This window comes from Evansella vedderi (assembly GCF_030813435.1).
Classification (GTDB): Bacteria; Bacillota; Bacilli; order Bacillales; family Salisediminibacteriaceae; genus Evansella; species Evansella vedderi.
This window is the reverse complement of sequence record NZ_JAUSUG010000001.1, coordinates 307,653-326,572: the sequence shown is the minus strand read 5'-3', so window position 1 is coordinate 326,572 and position 18,920 is coordinate 307,653. Positions and strand designations below refer to the sequence as shown.

At 36.1% G+C, this 18,920-nt stretch carries 17 protein-coding genes; 5 read left to right on the top strand and 12 right to left on the bottom strand.

The genetic code is table 11. From position 1 onward, the window contains the following. Positions 1-381 precede the first annotated feature (381 nt). Together J2S74_RS01620 and J2S74_RS01615 are read right to left on the bottom strand one after the other, a co-directional pair. Positions 382-771, bottom strand: a complete 390-nt coding sequence (locus J2S74_RS01620; protein WP_307320978.1) for a hypothetical protein — start codon at positions 769-771, stop codon at positions 382-384. After that, positions 768-1,721 carry a ParA family protein gene (locus J2S74_RS01615; protein WP_307320976.1) on the bottom strand — a complete coding sequence of 318 codons (954 nt, stop codon included), beginning with the start codon at positions 1,719-1,721 and terminating at the stop codon, positions 768-770. Before J2S74_RS01615 ends, J2S74_RS01620 begins: the two co-directional genes overlap by 4 nt. 360 nt (positions 1,722-2,081) lie before the next feature. Between J2S74_RS01615 and J2S74_RS01610 the strand changes: the two genes are divergently transcribed. The 4 genes from J2S74_RS01610 to J2S74_RS01595 all read left to right on the top strand — a co-directional run bounded on the left by J2S74_RS01610 (position 2,082) and on the right by J2S74_RS01595 (position 3,671). After that, positions 2,082-2,384, top strand: a complete 303-nt coding sequence (locus J2S74_RS01610) for a hypothetical protein (RefSeq protein ID WP_307320973.1) — start codon at positions 2,082-2,084, stop codon at positions 2,382-2,384. Positions 2,385-2,425: 41 nt separating this feature from the next. Next, a complete protein-coding gene (locus tag J2S74_RS01605; RefSeq protein ID WP_307320970.1) occupies positions 2,426-2,584 on the top strand; it encodes a hypothetical protein in 159 nt (52 codons plus the stop codon). 132 nt (positions 2,585-2,716) lie between these two features. Then, positions 2,717-3,319: a PP2C family protein-serine/threonine phosphatase gene (locus J2S74_RS01600; protein ID WP_307320968.1), complete on the top strand. Its 603-nt coding sequence runs from the start codon at positions 2,717-2,719 to the stop codon at positions 3,317-3,319. Between the two features lie 217 nt (positions 3,320-3,536). Further along, positions 3,537-3,671, top strand: coding sequence for a hypothetical protein (locus tag J2S74_RS01595; protein WP_307320965.1), 135 nt, complete (start codon positions 3,537-3,539; stop codon positions 3,669-3,671). A gap of 752 nt (positions 3,672-4,423) precedes the next feature. Here J2S74_RS01595 and J2S74_RS01590 read toward each other — a convergent pair. From J2S74_RS01590 to J2S74_RS01550, 9 genes are all read right to left on the bottom strand, one after another. Then, entirely contained in the window at positions 4,424-5,668 is a 1,245-nt protein-coding gene (locus tag J2S74_RS01590; RefSeq protein WP_307320962.1) for a M20 family metallo-hydrolase, read from the bottom strand. A gap of 32 nt (positions 5,669-5,700) precedes the next feature. Then, positions 5,701-6,540 carry a carbohydrate ABC transporter permease gene (locus J2S74_RS01585; RefSeq protein ID WP_307320960.1) on the bottom strand — a complete coding sequence of 280 codons (840 nt, stop codon included), beginning with the start codon at positions 6,538-6,540 and terminating at the stop codon, positions 5,701-5,703. Positions 6,541-6,559: 19 nt separating this feature from the next. Next, positions 6,560-7,486, bottom strand: coding sequence for a carbohydrate ABC transporter permease (locus tag J2S74_RS01580; protein WP_307321428.1), 927 nt, complete (start codon positions 7,484-7,486; stop codon positions 6,560-6,562). A 61-nt stretch (positions 7,487-7,547) separates the two neighbouring features. Continuing rightward, entirely contained in the window at positions 7,548-8,879 is a 1,332-nt protein-coding gene (locus J2S74_RS01575) for a sugar ABC transporter substrate-binding protein (protein WP_307320959.1), read from the bottom strand. A 105-nt stretch (positions 8,880-8,984) separates the two neighbouring features. After that, a complete protein-coding gene (rbsK, locus tag J2S74_RS01570; protein ID WP_307320957.1) occupies positions 8,985-9,902 on the bottom strand; it encodes a ribokinase in 918 nt (305 codons plus the stop codon). A 100-nt stretch (positions 9,903-10,002) separates the two neighbouring features. Continuing rightward, entirely contained in the window at positions 10,003-10,950 is a 948-nt protein-coding gene (locus J2S74_RS01565; protein ID WP_307320954.1) for a nucleoside hydrolase, read from the bottom strand. Beyond that, entirely contained in the window at positions 10,928-12,001 is a 1,074-nt protein-coding gene (locus J2S74_RS01560) for a LacI family DNA-binding transcriptional regulator (RefSeq protein ID WP_307320952.1), read from the bottom strand. Before J2S74_RS01560 ends, J2S74_RS01565 begins: the two co-directional genes overlap by 23 nt. Positions 12,002-12,637: 636 nt before the next feature. Beyond that, positions 12,638-13,768, bottom strand: a complete 1,131-nt coding sequence (ald, locus tag J2S74_RS01555) for an alanine dehydrogenase (protein ID WP_307320951.1) — start codon at positions 13,766-13,768, stop codon at positions 12,638-12,640. A 76-nt stretch (positions 13,769-13,844) separates the two neighbouring features. Next, positions 13,845-15,218, bottom strand: a complete 1,374-nt coding sequence (locus J2S74_RS01550) for an aspartate aminotransferase family protein (RefSeq protein ID WP_307320950.1) — start codon at positions 15,216-15,218, stop codon at positions 13,845-13,847. Between the two features lie 250 nt (positions 15,219-15,468). Between J2S74_RS01550 and J2S74_RS01545 the strand changes: the two genes are divergently transcribed. Beyond that, positions 15,469-17,082 carry a PucR family transcriptional regulator gene (locus J2S74_RS01545; protein ID WP_307320948.1) on the top strand — a complete coding sequence of 538 codons (1,614 nt, stop codon included), beginning with the start codon at positions 15,469-15,471 and terminating at the stop codon, positions 17,080-17,082. 191 nt (positions 17,083-17,273) lie between these two features. Here the strand turns inward: J2S74_RS01545 and J2S74_RS01540 are convergent, their stop codons facing one another. Continuing rightward, positions 17,274-18,737 (bottom strand): CoA-acylating methylmalonate-semialdehyde dehydrogenase, encoded by a 1,464-nt coding sequence (locus tag J2S74_RS01540; RefSeq protein ID WP_307320945.1) that lies wholly within the window; start codon positions 18,735-18,737, stop codon positions 17,274-17,276. Positions 18,738-18,920 lie beyond the last annotated feature (183 nt).

Sequence of the window (18,920 nt, the reverse complement as noted above, 5' to 3'; positions counted from 1 at the left end):
TTTCTTACCTCCTGTATGAATTTTGATAAAATAATAATTCCTTGCTTTTATTTTAAAGCGCCTACATACCATTCTCAATCTAATGAAAATACGATTTCGTCAAAGATAATGTTGACATTATTTTAGTTCTATTACGAAAACCTTACAGGTTTAGAGTTTACGGAGTGAAGCGAAGGGACGGTTCTTTTGTTTAGATAAGCTAAAAGTGTTCAAAAAAATAAGCCCATACCTTGGATTAGGTATGAGCTCATTTTGACGAGTTTCTTCTATAATTTATTATTTATCGATTCTAAAATATCTATGCGAGTAAACTTCGGGTATAAGCAATCGACAAAACCCGGGTGGTGACAGGGGCCCTTCAACCCACATCCCACTCCACCATCATTTCCTACCAATCGATGTTTCCTTGATGGCATTGGACCGTAACGTAACTCCCACTGTTGCTTCCACAATTTTTTCAATGATTTTTGCTTTATTACTGCTCTTATTAATATGTATATTTAGCACCGTAGCAAGATCGATAAGGTCTTTTTTTAGGATTCCCTTTCGAGATAAAAGCCTTGTTGCATCCCCACGATTGGTGGTCTCCTTTAACTGAGCAATGAGTGGATTCGTTGGATTTACCTTTTCCCCTCTCTCCACACCAGCAACTTTATTTTCACTGTAAACTAATTTAGCCTCACCGTTCACTAGTTTTTCCACTTCCTGATCTGTTAACCTACTTAATGTTGCAGTCATGACCTTCAACACATCTAGTACCTCGGATTTCATTGGTCTCCTCCCCCTGTCAGTCTCGACGGACGATCTTGTAACTCATTCGTCAACTGCTTTAATTCCAACAAAATTTTTCCGTAAGTATCTCCACTCAAAGGCTGAAGGACAACGGGAATACCCTCTTCTGGTGCATTGGCATAGGCCGTTTTATTTTCCCGTACAACCGTATCAAATGTGGGAATATCCAAACCCTTTACTTGATGTATATAGTGTCGTAAGGCGGAGATCGGTTCATTGTTGCGCTTCTCCACCATCGTAAAAATAACACCTGCCACAACAGGAGCAATCTCCTCAAACTCACCGCTTAAATGATCCTTTGCTAGTTTATTATTGTAGTCCACTATTAATTCCCTAACATGTTTTTGCAGCTGTTCGATGCCAATGGTGGATAAATAATCGGGCCTTGCCGGTATCAACAGTTGATTGCTAGCCACAATCGACGTTTTCGTAACTACATTAAAATTAGGAGGACAATCAACGAAAATATAATCGTAACCCTGATTTTCCAGTTGCTTAATCCCTTCCTTTAACCGAGTATAAACCACCAAGAAATTCCTGCGGTTGGTCCGCTCACTCCCGCCCCAAAGCTTCGCACTCAGCTCCAAATCCACATTGATCAACCCTAAATGAGAGGAGATTAAATCCACCGTTCCCAACGACTTCAACTCCCTTAACCGCTCATTCACTCGAAAGGGCCGAATAACCAGATCATGCAAGTTCAGTTCCTGGTCATTATCAATAAACGCATCAAACCACTTCTTAATCGTCCGATCCTGAAAATCCTGTTTCCACTCATCCACCTTAATAAAGGAAAACGTAAGATTCGTTTGCGGATCAAGATCAATAAGCAATACCTTCTTCCCTCGACGAGCTAACTCCACTGCCACATTCGCCGTCACCGTTGTCTTCCCAACGCCACCCTTATAATTAATCACAGAAAAAATCATAGGCCCCCTCCAATCAATGGAAACTATTTACTACACCATATTCCATCAGAGAGAGAGTTAGAATAGAAAGCCATGTCCCTTATTCTCCTTTCATAAACCCTTTTTTTCCCCTAGAAAAACTCCATTATGAAGCTTCATCGAGGGAAAGGGGGGACATAATCCACATAAAGTACCGACTAACCTCTCCCCCAGAGATTTACAAAAGGTGAGGCTACAGGCAGGTTATTTAATGGGAGTTCTAATTTAATATGTTTATAAAATAAGTTACTTGGTTAGCATTTTAGATTTCCATATGCATTATTTACGCGTACATTTTGAGGATGATATTATAGTTATAACCTAGGGGGAAGAAGGGATATAATGAATACTAAGAGGCCTTTAGTTAGAAGTCGAGGAAGAGCATTATATGAACCCACTACAACACAGAATATAATTAAAGAGCATATATTAAGAAAAAAGCTTTATGCTAAAAATCCTCGTTTTGCTGTCCAAATAGCTACTGGAGGAGAGCATTTAAAGAAGGTTATTGAAGAGACAACTGGAAAAAAACGTTTAACTAAGGAAGAAAAGCTAGCAGGTAGTACCGAGCGTTTTACCGTAGAAGGTATAAAAGAAACCATCCGAATTGCCAATAGAGAATACGAGCAGGAGGATGAGTCGTGAGTCGTATCTTAATTGACAACAATATCTAGGCATCTCATGAAATGGGATACCCTGATGCTGTTTCCTATATTACACAAGCTATAGAAAATGAATATACTCTTATTATCAACACTGTAATACAAATGGAGTTGTTGTCTCATTTTGAAATAGAATCAGACCCAGACATAAAAGAAGCAAGAGGAACTATTAGAGGTAAATAAACAAAATCAACAATTCAAGCTAGATACACAGAGGGAACTAAACCTAGCAAAAAGATTCAGGAAGCATCACTATCTGATGACATTTCTAATGACCAAATAGACATTACCTCTTATTATCGGGCATCTAGCATTTTGTCTGGAGACATCTACGGATTCTATCAAATTAGTAAGCATCATTATGGGGTCATATTATTAGATGTGATGGGGCATGGTATTTCTTCGGCACTCATAACCATGTCCCTCCAATCCTTATTCCATCGATTAATAACGAAAGGTATTCCAGCTGATGTAGTAATGAAAGAATTAGATAACTATTTGCACCATTTATTTAATAACATAGATGATACATGGCACTACTGCACAGTCATTTACCTTTTCATTGATACGGAAAAGAAGGCCATCGACTATATCAACGCAGGTCATCCTTCCCCTATCTACCAAGTCCCAAGTGGAGAACAACAAGAGCTTAAATCAACAACACCTCCCATTGGAACATTCGAGGGAATTAACTTCAAAACAACGCAACTGTCCTATACAAAAGGAGCAAAGCTACTACTCTTTACTGATGGCGTATCGGAACCCCTGGAACCGGACCGTCTATGTACTTTATTAATGGAGAATTCCTCCTCCTCCCTTGACGAAATCAAAGAACAAATCCTATTAACCTTGGAAAAACAAGGGGATGAATATCGTACGATGGACGACAGATGTTTTATTTTAATAGAGTTAAAATAATATAGCATCCTCGTTTTTTAAGAGGGGCTATTCAAATTCAATACCGATTACGTCGGAATTCCTTACCAATGTTTGTACCGGCCCATCTACTATAATGAAGAAAATCATATAAGGAAGGATAAATGATCGAGGTAATACCCGTTTACTTGTAGAAGACAAAACACCTACATTATCTACATTTTTAAGAGAGACGATGAGTAGTGCAGAAAATCAAATCTTGAGCACCTTAGCATACTCTCCAATCGGTCAAGTTAACAATGCAGATGTAATTGCTACTTGTAGTAATGAAGTTATAGAACATTATGTTCATCGAGTACTAAAAGATTCAGAGGAACTTTCTCCAGGCGAATAGGAGAAATTATTAGCCAAGAGGAAATCGGTTGTTAAAAATGATAGAATAACAGAAATCTACCAAAGGATTGAGGTTATGCAGGCCGTTCGCATGCTTAATGGCTTTGTTAATAGGCATTTTGACAATCTTTATATACAAAAGATTACGGGACAAAAAGAACGGTTACTCTTTGCTCTCTTTGATAGTAATAGTATCGTTAGTTAATTAAAGCATAGAAGTACAGGGAACTATTCCTGTGCTTCTCTTTTTCATTCATTTACTTAGTTAACAACCCATTCTTTTATTTACTATACTTTTTACAAAATCTAGAAAAACCCGTGTGGTGACAGGCACTATGAAATGTTGACATTATTTTAGTTCTATTATAAAACCCCTTGCAGGAGCTGAGTTTACGGAGTGGAGCGAAGGGACGGTTCTTTTGTTTAGATAAGCTAAAAAAATAAGCCCATACCTTTAAGTAGATAATGAGCTCATTTTGACGAGTTTCTTCTATACCTTATAAAAGTGATACCTCTCCCTCTTTGCTAAGGTTCGATGGGATTATTTTAGGAGAGTGAGTTTCGTGTTGTAGGATGTGTTGATTAATCATAGACAACAAGAAGCCCCGCCCTTTGTTTCAAAGATGAGGGCAGGGATAGTATGAATTAAGTGATTAAACATTATAAACTATATTAGTTTGCTATAAGCAACTTTAAAAGAGTTTTATTAACGACTAGATCTTTGCAGTAATTCCTCAATAAAAGGTAGCCTTTTTAAATTATCTCATTTTCCATCATAGATAGCTGGTATACCGTATTAAGTAAAGTGTTAGCACCCTTTTCTATATCTTTATCATGTGTCAGTTCTGATTCATGATGGCTTTTTCCATTAACACTTGGAACAAATATCATCGCAGTAGGACCTATACTATTAATATATTTTGCATCGTGTCCTGCGCCGCTTATAATATCCATTACTTCATATTCTAATTCCTCTGCTGTATTTTTAATTAAATCTACTAGATATGGATTAAATATCGTTGCATCTATATCCCATAAGGGTTCGATATTAATTGAAACATTTTGTTCTACGGCCAATTTATTTAGCAATTCTGTTATCATTCTAATTGATTCTACTTTTTTTGTATTAGAATCGTGCCTAATATCTACGGAAAAAATCACTTCTTCTGGTATACAATTTGCTACGTTCGGACGCATAGTTAACCGGCCCACTGTAGTTTTTGCATTAGTTTTTCTTCCAATTTCCTCTATCCCTACAATCATTTTAGAGGTTGCTACTAACGCATCCCTTCTATGATTAATGGGAGTTGTACCTGCATGATCTGATTCACCAGTTACCTTTACCTCTAGCCATGCCATACCTTGTATCCCATTTACTGCCCCGATAGATTTTCCTTCGCTTTCTAGTATTGGTCCTTGTTCTATATGAAGTTCAATAAAAGAAAAAATGTTTTTTATTCTGTTTGCTGGAATTCCTTTATAACCTATCTCTTCCAATTCTTCTTCAAATCTTCTTCCCTCTGTATCTTTCTGATTATATACATATTGTTTGTCTAAACATTCAGAAGTTCCTCCTGACCCTAACATGGGTGGCTCAAATCTAGCACCTTCCTCATTAGTAAAATTAACAATCTCAATTGGTCTTAATGTTTCTATATTACTGTCATTTAGAGAATTTACTACTTCAAGTGCAGAGAGAACTCCAAGTATTCCATCGTATCTACCCCCATTTGGTTGAGTGTCTAAATGAGACCCAAGAACAACCGGAGACTTATTTTCTTTACCTTCTCTTCTACCAATCATATTCCCAAAATCATCAACTCTTACTTTTAAGCCGGCTTCTTTCATCCAATCCTCAAATATTAATCTCATTTCCTTATCTTCTTTTGATAATGCCAATCGTGATACTCCATTCCCTGGTATTGTTCCAATATTAGCACTTGCATCAATATATTTTTTAAGACGTTCTAAATTAACACTAAGCCTTGTTTTTTCCACCACGTTAAGCCTCCCTATGTGTAATAGATTATTTAATCTTTAGTACTTGTATTTGTAATACCTTGTACAAAATATCTTTGTAATGGTAACAAGATTAATACAGGAATAATTACTGATATCAAAGCTGCTGCAAATAATTCATTCCAATAAGTACCTGTTTCTGTTCTTAAATGACTTAAAGCGACCTGAATGACACGATATTCCTGGGTTCTTGTTGCTATTAACGGCCACATAAATGATTCCCATTGTTGGATAAATATTAGTAAACTTGCTGTTACAGTAACCGGTTTGGATAATGGCATAACAATGCTCCAATAGATTTTGAACCACGATGCTCCATCCATTCTAGCTGCCTCTAGTAATGGCTTTGGAATGTCCATAAAAAATTGCCTATATAAAAATATAACTAACCCATTTGCTATACCTGGGACTATTAGAGCATAATAGGTGTTTATCCATCCTAGACTATCTACAAGTCTATACAAAGGGATTGCAATGGACTCCTCTGGAATCATGAAAGTAAGTAAAACTATAACAAATATGATATTTCTTCCTTTAAAATTGAAAACGCTTAATCCGAATGCTGCCAATGAACAAACAAACAATCCAAAAATAACAGTTAAAGTTGTTACAAAAAAAGTATTGAATAGTACTCTCCCAAATCCTCTAATAGAAAATAAATTCACGTAAGCTTCCAAAGTTAAATTAGTTGGAATGAAAGTTTTCCATGTCACTGGTGACATATAACGAAATATATCATCAAGGTGTCTAAAGGATGATACGAAGCCAAATGCTAATGGTAATATAACAATTGCCGCTATAAGTACATGGATGAAATAAATTAACCAAGGGTTTCGTGACCTTTTATTCATAGATAATCATTCCTTTTCATTAATGCTTAGGTCTCAATAGTTTGAATTGGATAGCAATGACTACTAGTGTAATCAACAAAATTATAACTACTATTGCATTGGCTCTTCCCATATTAGAATATAAAAAAGCATTATTATAACTTTCTAGCATAAGTACGTTGGTACTTTGTTTAGGTCCTCCACTTGTTAATATATACATAGGTGAAAAAAGCAACATGTTTGCTACTGTCACCGAAACCACAACGAATGTTAACGGCCTTTTCATCATAGGAAAAGTTATATTTTTAAATCTTTGCCACAAATTAGCACCATCAATAGAAGCAGCCTCATAAAGAGATTTAGGGACTTCTTGCAGACCTGCCAAAAAGAATAGTGCCCAATAGCCAATACCTCTCCACGACGCAATTGCTATTAACGATAATAAAGCTTGTGAATCACTTGCTAGAAAAGGTTGTGGAGATAAATTTAATGAAATCAATATTGAGTTAACAACCCCTTGTTCAGGGCTCAACATTATATCCCATAGTATTGCTGCAGTTGGTATAGAGATACATACAGGTATAAAATTTATTCCACGAAAAATAGGTATCGCTCTTATTTGGTAATTTAATAAAACCGCCAATCCAAATGCTAAAATTACCTGTAATGGATTTATGATTAAATTAAAATAAGCAGTGACTTTTAATGAATTCCAAAAGACCGGGTCTGTAAAAAGCGATGAATAGTTAGCAAATCCTACAAAAACTTGTTCTACTGTTAGGAATTGTCTAGTAAACAAACTTTGCAAAAACGCACTAAAGATCGGATAAATTTTAAATAATAACAATCCAATAAGTGCTGGTAGTAAAAATAAATATGGTGTTGATATATTTTTAATAGACTTCATCTCATCACCCAAACCTAATAGCATTTTTTTGAGATATTTCCCTTTATTAAGAAATTTCACCAAATTCCACACTCCATGTAAAGGTGTGGAATTTGGTTATTTCTTAATACAATATCAGTTATTAATATCCTTCATATCTTTCTAGCAATCTGTCAATAACATCCACAATTGCATCAAGGGCATCCTGTGGATCCGTTCCATTTTTTATATCTTGTAAAGCCCTATTCATGTTGCTATCCCATTCTAAATAGCCTGGAGTTAATGGGCGTGGTGATGCTGTTTCCTCTGACTCTTGTGCAGCAATTCGAGTTGCAATGTGTGGGAACTCATCATAAAATGGATCATTCTTTATATGATCAATTAACTCTAAATGAACTGGAAGTATTCCTCCATCTTTAAACATAATGTCCGCGCCATCACCAACTGTTAAGAAATTTAGAAACTTTGCAGAAGCTTCTTTCTGCTCGGAATATTTAGATATACCTATACTCCATGAACCTGTAGGGGTAGCAATTTCTCCCCCCTCGAAATATGGATGTAATGTAATTCCAAAATCAATATTGGAATCTATCAGTCTAGGTAAACTATGTGATAGACCTAGAAACATTGCCACTCGTCCAGAAGTAAAATAATCGATTGATTCTTCTTCACTAATTCTTGGACTTATGTTCCATTCATTAAACAAATTATAATAAAACGTAAATGCTTCAACTGCCACAGGAGAGTTAGTATAACCCTTTGATGTTAAACCGTCTTCGCTTAACATGGATGCTCCTAAACTGTCAGCTAAAGGTAACAATTGATACGCACGGTCTAAACGGTCAAATGTAAATCCATGCACGCCATCTTCTCTATCATTTAATTCTAGTGCAATTTCTACTAATTCTTCCCACGTCATTCTATCGTCTTGTTCAGGGTATGGAATCCCTTTTTTATCAAATAATTCTTTATTATAAAATAACACCATACTTGAATTATTCAGTGGGGCGGCCATTAATTCATTGTTATAAGTTACTGTGTTTACTGCCGATTCTACCCATACGTCATTAGGATCAATGCTTAAATAACTATCCAACGGTTCTAGATAACCTTTAAGTGTATAGTTAGCAACTAGAGGAGCATCGACAAATAATAGATCTATATCAGTTGATTGAGCTGATAATCTAATTTCAATTGATTCCATCAACTCATTAAATGGAGCAAGCTCCAAATTTACTTCAATATCTGGATTGGCATCTTCAAAGGCCTCAATAACACTGCTTAAGCCCACATCATAATTAGAATGTGCTAAAATACTTATCGTTTGAGTCTCACCAGAGTCATTTTGATTTTCGCTTTGGTTTTCATTCTCAGAAACATCATTATTTACATTTTGCGAAGCATTATTTGAGCAGCCAAACAAAAAGGCACTCATTACCCCAATACAGATCAAAAGTACAATTCTAAATTTCACATTTAACACCCCTCTAATTTTTAGTTGAAAAAAAAATATTAATTAACAACATCAAGTGAATCCTATAAAAAAACTTTTATATGCTTACGCAAAGTAACACCTCCTCTACAATGCTTCTTGAAATTGATCTACTTCTACTAATGTTGGTAATGAGGATTGGGCACCAACTTTAGTTACAACTATTGCTGATGTTTTACTTGCAAACTGTATGGCACTTCTGTCATCCATACCTTTTAGCTTACCGACGGAGAAAGCAGCAATAAAAGCGTCCCCAGCAGCTGTCGTATCAACGGTATTTACCTTAAAAGCTGGAATGAAAACAGTTTCCTCATTATTGAGTAATAAAGATCCTCTTTTGCCTAAGGTGATAATTAGTTTTTCAACGCCTTTGTTCTTTATTTTGTTAGCGGCTTGTTCAATTTCTTTGTCATTAGCCGCAGATTCCCCCGACATTATTTCCAATTCTGTTTCATTCATGATTAATGTATATAATTTACTTAATAATTGGTCCGAAAACATCTTCATTGGGGCAGGATTCAATATAACCTTTTTTCCCAATCTCGAGGCTAACTTGACTGTATATTCAACTACATCTATAGGGATTTCAAGTTGGATAAGTAATAAGTCACACTGTTCAATCAATTGTTTATGTTCATCAACATCAGAAGAATTTAGTTTGTAATTGGCTCCTGGTGAAATAATAATTTTATTTTCTCCATTATTATTTACCGTTATAAAGGCTAATCCGGTATTTTCATCTTTCTCGAAATTAATCCCTGCTGTCGATACCCCAACCTCTTCAAGTCCATTAAGAATTTGTCTGCCTTCACTGCCAAAACCTACTTTCCCAATCATACTAACGTCTGCACCTAGCTTACTTGCAGCAACAGCTTGATTCGCTCCTTTGCCACCATTAATTTTTAGAAATTCATTACATGATATAGTCTCTCCAACTTTTGGAAACTCAGAAATTTTCAATACCATGTCTAGATTTAAACTGCCTACCACTAGTATTTTGTTCAAAGTACTCACCCATCCTATTAATTCCAGAACTAATTTTGTTCCATCACACATTTGAAAATATACTAATATCTGATAATTTATAACCTTATTAGTTCCTCTATTATTTATAATAACCAATTGCTGAAACCAACATGTTTACAAAACGTTCCCGATCGATTTCAAACAAAACTTCTGTATTCTTAACCTTCCCAGTTCTTTGATTTACATCTACAACTGTAGTACCTGTTGTGAGCTTACCAGAGGTCTCAACAGAAACATTACAAGTAATACCATTAAAAATTGTTGGATCAATTAAATAGGCAACAGCACAGGGGTCATGCATGTGTGCTCCTTTAAAATAACCATCCTTTGACATGTAATACGGTGGAGAATTCTCCGAAAAAAAGTCCAATAATGGTGCGATGATGTTACTAGTTTTGTTTCCGATATTCCTTATTCTTTCTATATCTTCTTTATATAACCTCGCTTGGGTTGTGACATCTAATCCACTCATAATTATTGGAACTCCAGACTCAAATACAATATTTGCAGCCTCTGGATCAACATAAATATTAAACTCGGCTGCCGGTGTCCAATTACCTCCCAATGCGGCTCCACCCATTAATGAAATACAATCTATTTTTTCCTTCAATTCAGGATATGCTAATAAAAGTATTGCAATATTGGTTAAAGGACCCGTTGCGATGATTGTCAATTTGTCTTCAGTTACAGATAATAACTCTCTCATGGCTTCTAAAGCAGAACGTTTGCTTTCTTCAAAAAGTGGGGTTCCCAAATCAGAGCCATCCAGACCAGTTTCACCATGAATGTTATCGGCTATTATTAATTCTCGTATTAAAGGCTTCTCTGCACCTCTTGCTACTTCAATATCAATTACTCCAATAAAACTAAGTAATTTTTTAGTGTTCAATAATACTTTCTCCTGTGTTTGATTACCCGCACTTGTGGTTATTAATTTAACGTCAAGATTTTCATTAGATAAAGCCAACAATAAAGCTATTGCATCGTCGTGACCAGGATCGCAATCAAATATTACTTGTCTTTTCAAAATTTTTGCTCCTCCTTAACTTAAAACTACTACTTGCTATCTTATAGAATGTAGTACTTTCACGAATTATTAATTTAGGATCTAAGTAAATAGATTTATTTTGCATTCCTCCACCACTACCTAATTTCTTAAGTAATAACTTCGCAGCTACTTTTCCCATATTAGAAACATTTTGATCGATAGTAGTAAGTTTAGGTGTTAACAATTCATTAAAGCTAAGATTATCAAAACCGACAACTGATAATTCCTTTGGTATTTGCACATCAAACTCCTGCGCTGCTTTATATACCCCAAAAGCCATTAAATCATTTAGTGCAAAGATAGCAGTTACAGCTTTATTTTCAATTAGTCTCTTTGCAGCCTCGTATCCCCCTTGCATTTGATAATCCCCGTTTAGGATGATGTCTTCATTTACATCTACTCCAGCATCATTTAAAGCTTTTTTGTAACCAGTTAAACGTTGTTGTGAATTTTGTATCTGTTTTGGACCAGTAATACAACCTATATTTTTGTGATTTAAATCGATTAGATGCTTCGTTGCAATATACCCTGCTTTTTCATTGTTCAGAAATAAACCACTATAACTTTCAATCTCCGGTTCTCTATCTATAAAAATAATTGGACTATCTTTTTCAATAAAATATTTATTATTTTCATTGAATGTACCTGGATTTGAACTTGTAAATATAATTCCATCTACTTTGTTTTCTTTTATTAATCTTAGAGATTCTAATTCTTTATTTTTGTTTCCATCGGTGTTATATAGTAAGACATTATACTTGCATTTATTTGCAACTTCTTCCACTCCTCTTACTAACTCAGGAAAATACGGGTTACGTATGTCTGGAATTATTAGTCCTATTGATTTTGTTTTCTTTGTCTTCATACTTCTTGCAATTGAATCTGGACTATAATCTAGTTCCTCTATTATTTTTAATATTCTTTTACGAGTTTCATCCCCAATACCTCCTTTTTTATTATTTAATACTCTCGAAACTGTTGTAATTGAGACATTTGCTTTATTAGCAATGTCTTTAATAGTTATTGTCATTTTCACACCCTCTTTTTGGTTTAACGTTTTAGTAAAACGTTAAACTAACAAGAATCAATTATTATAATTAATATAATTTTAAATTATTTAAATATTCAATACAATTTACATTATGTAAAACACTTTTAGTATTTTTTTATTCATTATGTAAAAAAACATTTAGGGTATAACTAGACTCATATATTCCCCTCTTCAACTTAACCTGCAGTCTCGCATAAACAAGCATTGGTCAAAGTATAATTCACATCCTCGTTTAAATATTTCATTTTTTTACACTTCCTTAAATATTGATACCATTCTGGCTATATAATTGAACTTATTGTTGTAAAACATGGAGCTAGTTTTCTTGTTAACTGATCAATTTTATAGCTTCTTATTTTTGTTTCAACTTATTTAATATAAATGTATGTGTAGCTCATGGGATCGGAGCCTTTTAATAGGTTTGCTGTTGCCAAATAATATATTATTGCTTGTTAAACAAAAATAAAAAATTAAAAAAAGGGTAACGGGGTCACATTTAAACCCCGTTACTCCTTTTCCTTCATATCCATAAAATTAAGTGTTTTATTTTTACAAATATAACCTTTATTTATCACAATATATCGATATTGGGTCTGTTCCCTAATGCACAATGAATTAACCTTGAAACGCAACAGGGGAAAGTCCCTCGTATGCTGTGTATGGTAGGTTTTGAGATTCTGCTACTGATTTATATGTGATGATGCCATCGATAACATTTAATCCTTTTAAAAGTGCTGGGTTTTCAGCAAAGGCCCTTTCATATCCTTTGTTTGCAATTTGTAAAGCATAAGGAACAGTGACGTTTGTTAATGCGATGGTTGAGGTACGGGGGACTGCACCTGGCATATTTCCAACAGCATAGTGGACTATACCATGCTTCACGTAGGTTGGATTCGCATGCGTCGTCACTCGGTCAACCGTTTCGAAAATACCCCCTTGATCAATCGCAACATCAACAATAACAGCCCCCTCTTCCATAAGGGCAACTGTTTTTTCATCTACTAGCTTAGGTGCTTTTGCCCCTGGGATAAGTACTGCACCAATTACAAGATCTGATTCCTGACATGCTTTTCTGATTGAGTGAGGATTCGACATAATAGTTTGAATAGATGTTCCAAAAATATCATCTAGCTCTCTCAACCTATTCGCATTGACATCGAGAATTTGCACGTCAGCACCAAGCCCAATTGCAACCTTGGCGGCATTCGTTCCTACGATACCACCACCGATAATAGTTACCTTACCTCGTTTAACCCCTGGAACCCCACCAAGTAAAATCCCTTTTCCACCTTTACTTTTTTCCAACTGCTGCGCACCAACTTGTGTCGCCATTCTTCCGGCAACCTCGCTCATCGGTGTTAAAAGCGGCAAGGAATTATCAGCTAATTGAACAGTTTCATAAGCGATGGCAATAACTTTTTTATCCATTAATGCTTTTGTTAGTTCCGGTTCCGCTGCGAGATGTAGATAAGTAAATATAATCAACCCTTCGTGAAAATAGTCAAATTCCACCCTTTGCGGCTCTTTTACTTTCATTACCATTTCACATTCCCAAGCTTCCGCTGCTGAGGTAACAATGGTAACTCCTACTCCACGATATAGTTCATCATCAAATCCTGATTTTTCCCCTGCTCTTGTTTCTAAAAAAACTTCATGTCCTGCTTGAATAAGATTTAATGCCCCCGATGGAGTCAGTGCCACTCGACTTTCGTTGTTTTTAATTTCCTTTGGTATGCCAATACGCATAGTACACCTCCAAATTTACAATATAATTAACCTAACTTCCTCTAACCTTCCTCATACTAACCGAAAAAGAGTTTTATTACTTCTTACCAATCCCCGCTACTTCATACAAAGCATCCGTAAGAGTTCTAACAATAAAAGTAAGATCATCATCCGTAAGATTTAATGGCGGCGCTAGAGTTAATACATTATTGAAGCCCGCTACCGTTGCACCATTTTTACCAATAATCAAGCCATTTTTCTTACAATTGGCAATGACTTGATTCACAACATTTACATTTATTGGTTCCTTTGTATCTTTATTTTTCACAAGCTCAATGCCGACAAGGAGTCCTTTTCCTCGAACATCGCCTACATACGGGTGATCCTCTAGGAGCATATTTAACTCACATTTCAACTGCTCGCCTAATTGGAAGGAACGTTCCGTAAGATTTTCTTTTTCCATAATTTCTATGTTTTTTAATGCTAATGCACAAGCAGCAGGAGTCCCTCCGAACGTGTTTACATGACGGAAATAATCATATTCCTCCGTACCTTTAAATGCTTCGTAAATTTCTCTTCGCACCGCTGTTGCGGAAAGGGGCAAGTAACCACTTGTCAAGCCTTTGGCCATCGTAATAATGTCTGGTTTCACGTTATAATTCATAAACCCGAACAGTTTTCCTGTTCGGCCAAAACCACAAATTACTTCATCTACAATGAGAAGTGCACCGTTCTTTTCACAGACTTCCTTTACCCCTTTTAAATAATTATCCGGCGGCATCAGGATACCTCCGCCAGTAATGATCGGTTCCATAATTACACCTGCAATCGTTTCCCCTAATTCCCATATCATCGTACGATCCAGCGCTTGAACCGATTCCAATTCATGCGGCTTACCATCCTGTTTATCATTTGAACGATAGCTGTCTGGTGGAGCGACATGAACAAAGCCAGGAGCTAACGGTTCATACTTATACTTTCGCTGTGCTTGACCAGTGGCAGCAAGGGCTCCCATCGTATTTCCATGATAAGCACGGTATCTTGAAACAAATTTATATCTCTGGTGTTCCCCGTTTTGTTTGTGATATTGACGAGCAATTTTAAACGCCGTTTCATTTGCTTCTGAACCACTGTTAGAAAAGAAGATCACATACTCATCGTCAAGCATTTCATTCAGCTTTTCCCCTAATTTAACTGCAGCGATATGACTTTGTGACAATGGATAGTAAGCTAACTCCTTTATTTGCTCGTAAGCTACTTCGGCTAATTCCGTCCGCCCATACCCGATGTTCACACACCATAATCCTGACATTCCATCTAAATATTTATTTCCATCGACATCCGTAATCCAAGCTCCCTCCCCTTTCGTAACAACTATCGTTCCTCCGGGGTTATAAGGTTTCATTGCATGCCAGATGTACTGTTCATCCTTTTGTTTAACTCCTTCGTACTGATTAATTTCCTGTGCCATAACAATTCCTCCCTTTTCGAACAAATATGTAGTCTCATTCTTTTTTTTTAGAAAAATCATTTCCTTTCCAAAAACTCCCCTATAAAAAACGGTTTAAATTTTCTTACTAAATATTTCCTTGACATTATTATCTCTAAAATTACTACTCTATTCATTAGACAGAGTGTAAAATAAAAATAAAGATTCTTTTACCAACGTTCCTATTACCTTTCACCCATTTCATCAATTTATTAGCTAGGAGATGGTCACTTTGTCTAAACCAGTATTACAACGTTTTTTAGTAAAGGATATCGTGGAGCTTCCATTTTTTGAAAAGGCTGTTGTGATTGGAGATAAAGAAGCATTAGAGCGAACTGTAACTTGGGTACATATTATGGAAGTGACTAACGTAAAACAATTATTAAATGGCAATGAGCTGATCTTATCAACAGGAGTAGTGTGGCAGGAGAGTGAAGAAGCTTGCCTAACTTTCTTGCAACAGCTTATTGAAAAAGACGTTTCCGGATTAGTAGTAGAACTTTTAAATTTTAAAAACAAGAAACTGCCAGATGCCATGGTACAATTAGCGAAAGATCATCACTTTCCGCTCATATTATTTCACAAGGAAGTTCGTTATATTGATATCACACAGGAGCTTCACGCTATGTTTCTTAACGAACACCACCAAATGGTTTCAAAGCTAGAGAAATTATCTGAGTTCCTTAACAATTCTTTATTATCAGGAAAAGGCCTTATCAACCTACTGCAAGACTTTCATCGTTTTACCAATTTAGATGTGATGCTATTTCCAAAGCAAGGAGAAGCTATATTTGTTCCTTCCTTATCACATGAAATAAGGGAAAAGTATGCTAATCAGTGGAGAAAGGATAAAGAAATCTTCATTGAAGCATTTCCAGAAGGGGCTGTGAGACCAATTTACTTTCTTGGTCAGACCTTCGCCCATCTAGTCATTCGACCAAGACAATCAATTGAATTAACCGAATTTGAAATTCTCGCTATTGATCGGGGTGCAACGGCAATCGCTCAAGAGATCATGCGATCCATGTACTACGAAGAGCAAAAGAGCCATAAGGAAGGGGCATGGGTACAGCAATGGCTGACGGGATCGACCAAGGAAGAGGAAGTACGGGAACATCTACATAGCTCTATTGGTAGCAGCATACCGAATCAATTCTTAACTGTCATTAGTGAAATTAACGACGTTAAGGACGACACCACCAACTCCTATTACATTAGTAATGTTATGATAGCGCGTTCTTTTTTTGAAGATAAAGGCTTTAAAATTGTCATCACAAAGCTAAACAACTATGTCGTTTTATTGCTGTTTCCACCTGCATATAAAAAGCTTTTTACTGTACATGAGGAAATAGCAAAAGTGTTTCATAGATTACACAAAGGAACAAACCGTTATTTCGGAACATACAGTATTGGTCAACTTGTTCATCAGTTGTCTCAAGCATCAAACAGTTACAAAAGCGCTAAGATCGTACTTCAGATCCAAAAAAGAATTGGCCCATTAAAGCTTCCTGCTTATGAAGAATTACATGCGTATAGAACGATTGCCATGATGGAGGAAAATAAGGAGATTGAAGCTTTTGTCAGTTATTATTTAGGGGACCTGGAAAATTATGATAATGATAAAGGGAAAGAGTTGCTACTTACGCTAAAGTATTATCTTCTTAATAATGGGAAAAAGAAAGAAACGGCGGATGCCCTCCACATTGTACGTCAAACCTTATATCATCGATTAAGTAAAATTGAAGAAGTGATCGGAAATATTTTTTCTTCTCAAGATAGACGTTTAGGTCTGGAGTTAGCGATTAAAGGCTACGAGTATTTATATGGATCGCTTCACGATGAGTAGTCCTTGTATAACAATGAAAAATTCCCCAAGTAACATACTAATCACTTGGGGAATTATTATTTAGCAAATAAACTTTCTTAGATCAAATTATAATAGAATAGTGGTAATCGTTATATAGAAGAAGACATTTATTAAATCCTTTCCAGTAATCAATCTCATTGACTCATTTTTACAAATAATTAACATAGTTATTAGAACCAGCGGGACGTGATCATTTTTTTACGAGTATAAAACTCTACTCCATCCTTTCCATTTGCATGGAGGTCCCCATAAAAGGAATTCTTCCACCCCGAGAACGGGAAGAATGCCATTGGTGCTGGAACATTAACATTTACCCCAAGCATTCCAACCTCGATATCTTCTCTAAACTGACGAACTGCCTTACCACCGGAAGTATATAGAACTGCTCCATTCCCAAAATCAGAGCGATTTGTCAGTTCAATTGCTTCATCTAAATCTTTTACACGAACAATACTTAACACTGGGGCGAAAATTTCTTCTTTCCAGATCGTCATATCACAGTTAACATAGTCAAAGAGTGTTGCCCCGAGAAAATAACCTTTTCCTTGCTTATAACCATCTGGACGACCATCTCGAATCAGTTTTGCCCCTTCTTTTTCACCTATTTCAATGTAATTACGTACTTTTTCTAAATGTGTATCACGTATAACTGGACCTAAATCTACCTCTGGATCTAGTCCGTTTCCTATTTTCAAGTTATCAGAAGCTTCTACTAGTCGCTCTACCAGTCTATCAGCAATATCTTCCGTAACAACAACTACCGAAGCAGCCATGCAACGTTGCCCTGCACTTCCAAATGCAGCACCAATAATACCTTTAACGGTCTTATCTAAATCTGCATCCCCAAGAACGATCGAATGATTCTTTGCTCCAGCTAGAGCTTGTACTCGTTTTCCATGCTCTGCAGCTTTTTGATACACATGCTTAGCTACCGGCTGTGAACCTACGAAAGAAATGGCATTCACCTTTGGGTGTTCTAATAAACCATCAACAACATCATGAGCACCATGAACAATGTTTAAAACCCCTTTTGGCAATCCTGCTTCTTCAAACAACTCAACTAAACGTTGTGCCAATAAAGGAGTCCGCTCAGAAGGCTTCATAACAAATGTATTTCCACAAGCGATAGCAAGAGGGAACATCCAGCAAGGTACCATCATCGGAAAGTTAAAAGGAGTGATGCCACCAATTACACCAACTGGATAACGATACATACCCGATTCAATATCCGATGCAATATCCGGTAAAACAGATCCCATCATTAAACTAGGTGCTCCAGCTGCAAACTCCACACACTCAATTCCACGTTGCACCTCACCGTATGCATCTTCATAGCTTTTGCCGTTTTCTTTGGTTATTAGACTCGCAAGTTCTTCATAGTTATCCATCAAAAGTTGATGATATTTAAACAATATACGAGCCCGTTTGGGTACAGGGGTTTTCTTCCAAGACTTAAATGCTTTAGAGGCTACCTGTACCGCCCGATCCACATCATCTTTATTTGAAATAGGAACGAGAGCAAGAGCTTCTCCCGTGGCCGGATTAGGAACGCTTTCAAATCTTTCACTGCTAGATTCTAACCACTCTCCACCTATAAAATTCTTTAGTTTTTCCGCTTCCTTTGTTGTCGTCATATTACGCCCTCCTTCTATAGTCTAAAGCAACCCTTATTTTAAGATATTTATATTAATATTCACATTATAATTAATATTCAAATGTCAGTCATTAGACGATCTGTAAAAATAATCACCCAACATTTTGACGAATTGTTTTAATTCATCAACTGAAAATCGATGAACTACTACTATATGGTACAA

What these genes read in the sequence shown, in the direction of transcription:
- J2S74_RS01620 (WP_307320978.1), bottom strand. Translation starts at nt 771, where the DNA reads ATGAAATCCGAGGTACTAGATGTGTTGAAGGTCATGACTGCAACATTA.
- J2S74_RS01615 (WP_307320976.1), bottom strand. Translation starts at nt 1,721, where the DNA reads ATGATTTTTTCTGTGATTAATTATAAGGGTGGCGTTGGGAAGACAACG.
- J2S74_RS01610 (WP_307320973.1), top strand. Translation starts at nt 2,082, where the DNA reads ATGAATACTAAGAGGCCTTTAGTTAGAAGTCGAGGAAGAGCATTATAT.
- J2S74_RS01605 (WP_307320970.1), top strand. Translation starts at nt 2,426, where the DNA reads ATGGGATACCCTGATGCTGTTTCCTATATTACACAAGCTATAGAAAAT.
- J2S74_RS01585 (WP_307320960.1), bottom strand. Translation starts at nt 6,540, where the DNA reads ATGAATAAAAGGTCACGAAACCCTTGGTTAATTTATTTCATCCATGTA.
- J2S74_RS01560 (WP_307320952.1), bottom strand. Translation starts at nt 12,001, where the DNA reads ATGACAATAACTATTAAAGACATTGCTAATAAAGCAAATGTCTCAATT.
- ald (WP_307320951.1), bottom strand. Translation starts at nt 13,768, where the DNA reads ATGCGTATTGGCATACCAAAGGAAATTAAAAACAACGAAAGTCGAGTG.
- J2S74_RS01550 (WP_307320950.1), bottom strand. Translation starts at nt 15,218, where the DNA reads ATGGCACAGGAAATTAATCAGTACGAAGGAGTTAAACAAAAGGATGAA.
- J2S74_RS01540 (WP_307320945.1), bottom strand. Translation starts at nt 18,737, where the DNA reads ATGACGACAACAAAGGAAGCGGAAAAACTAAAGAATTTTATAGGTGGA.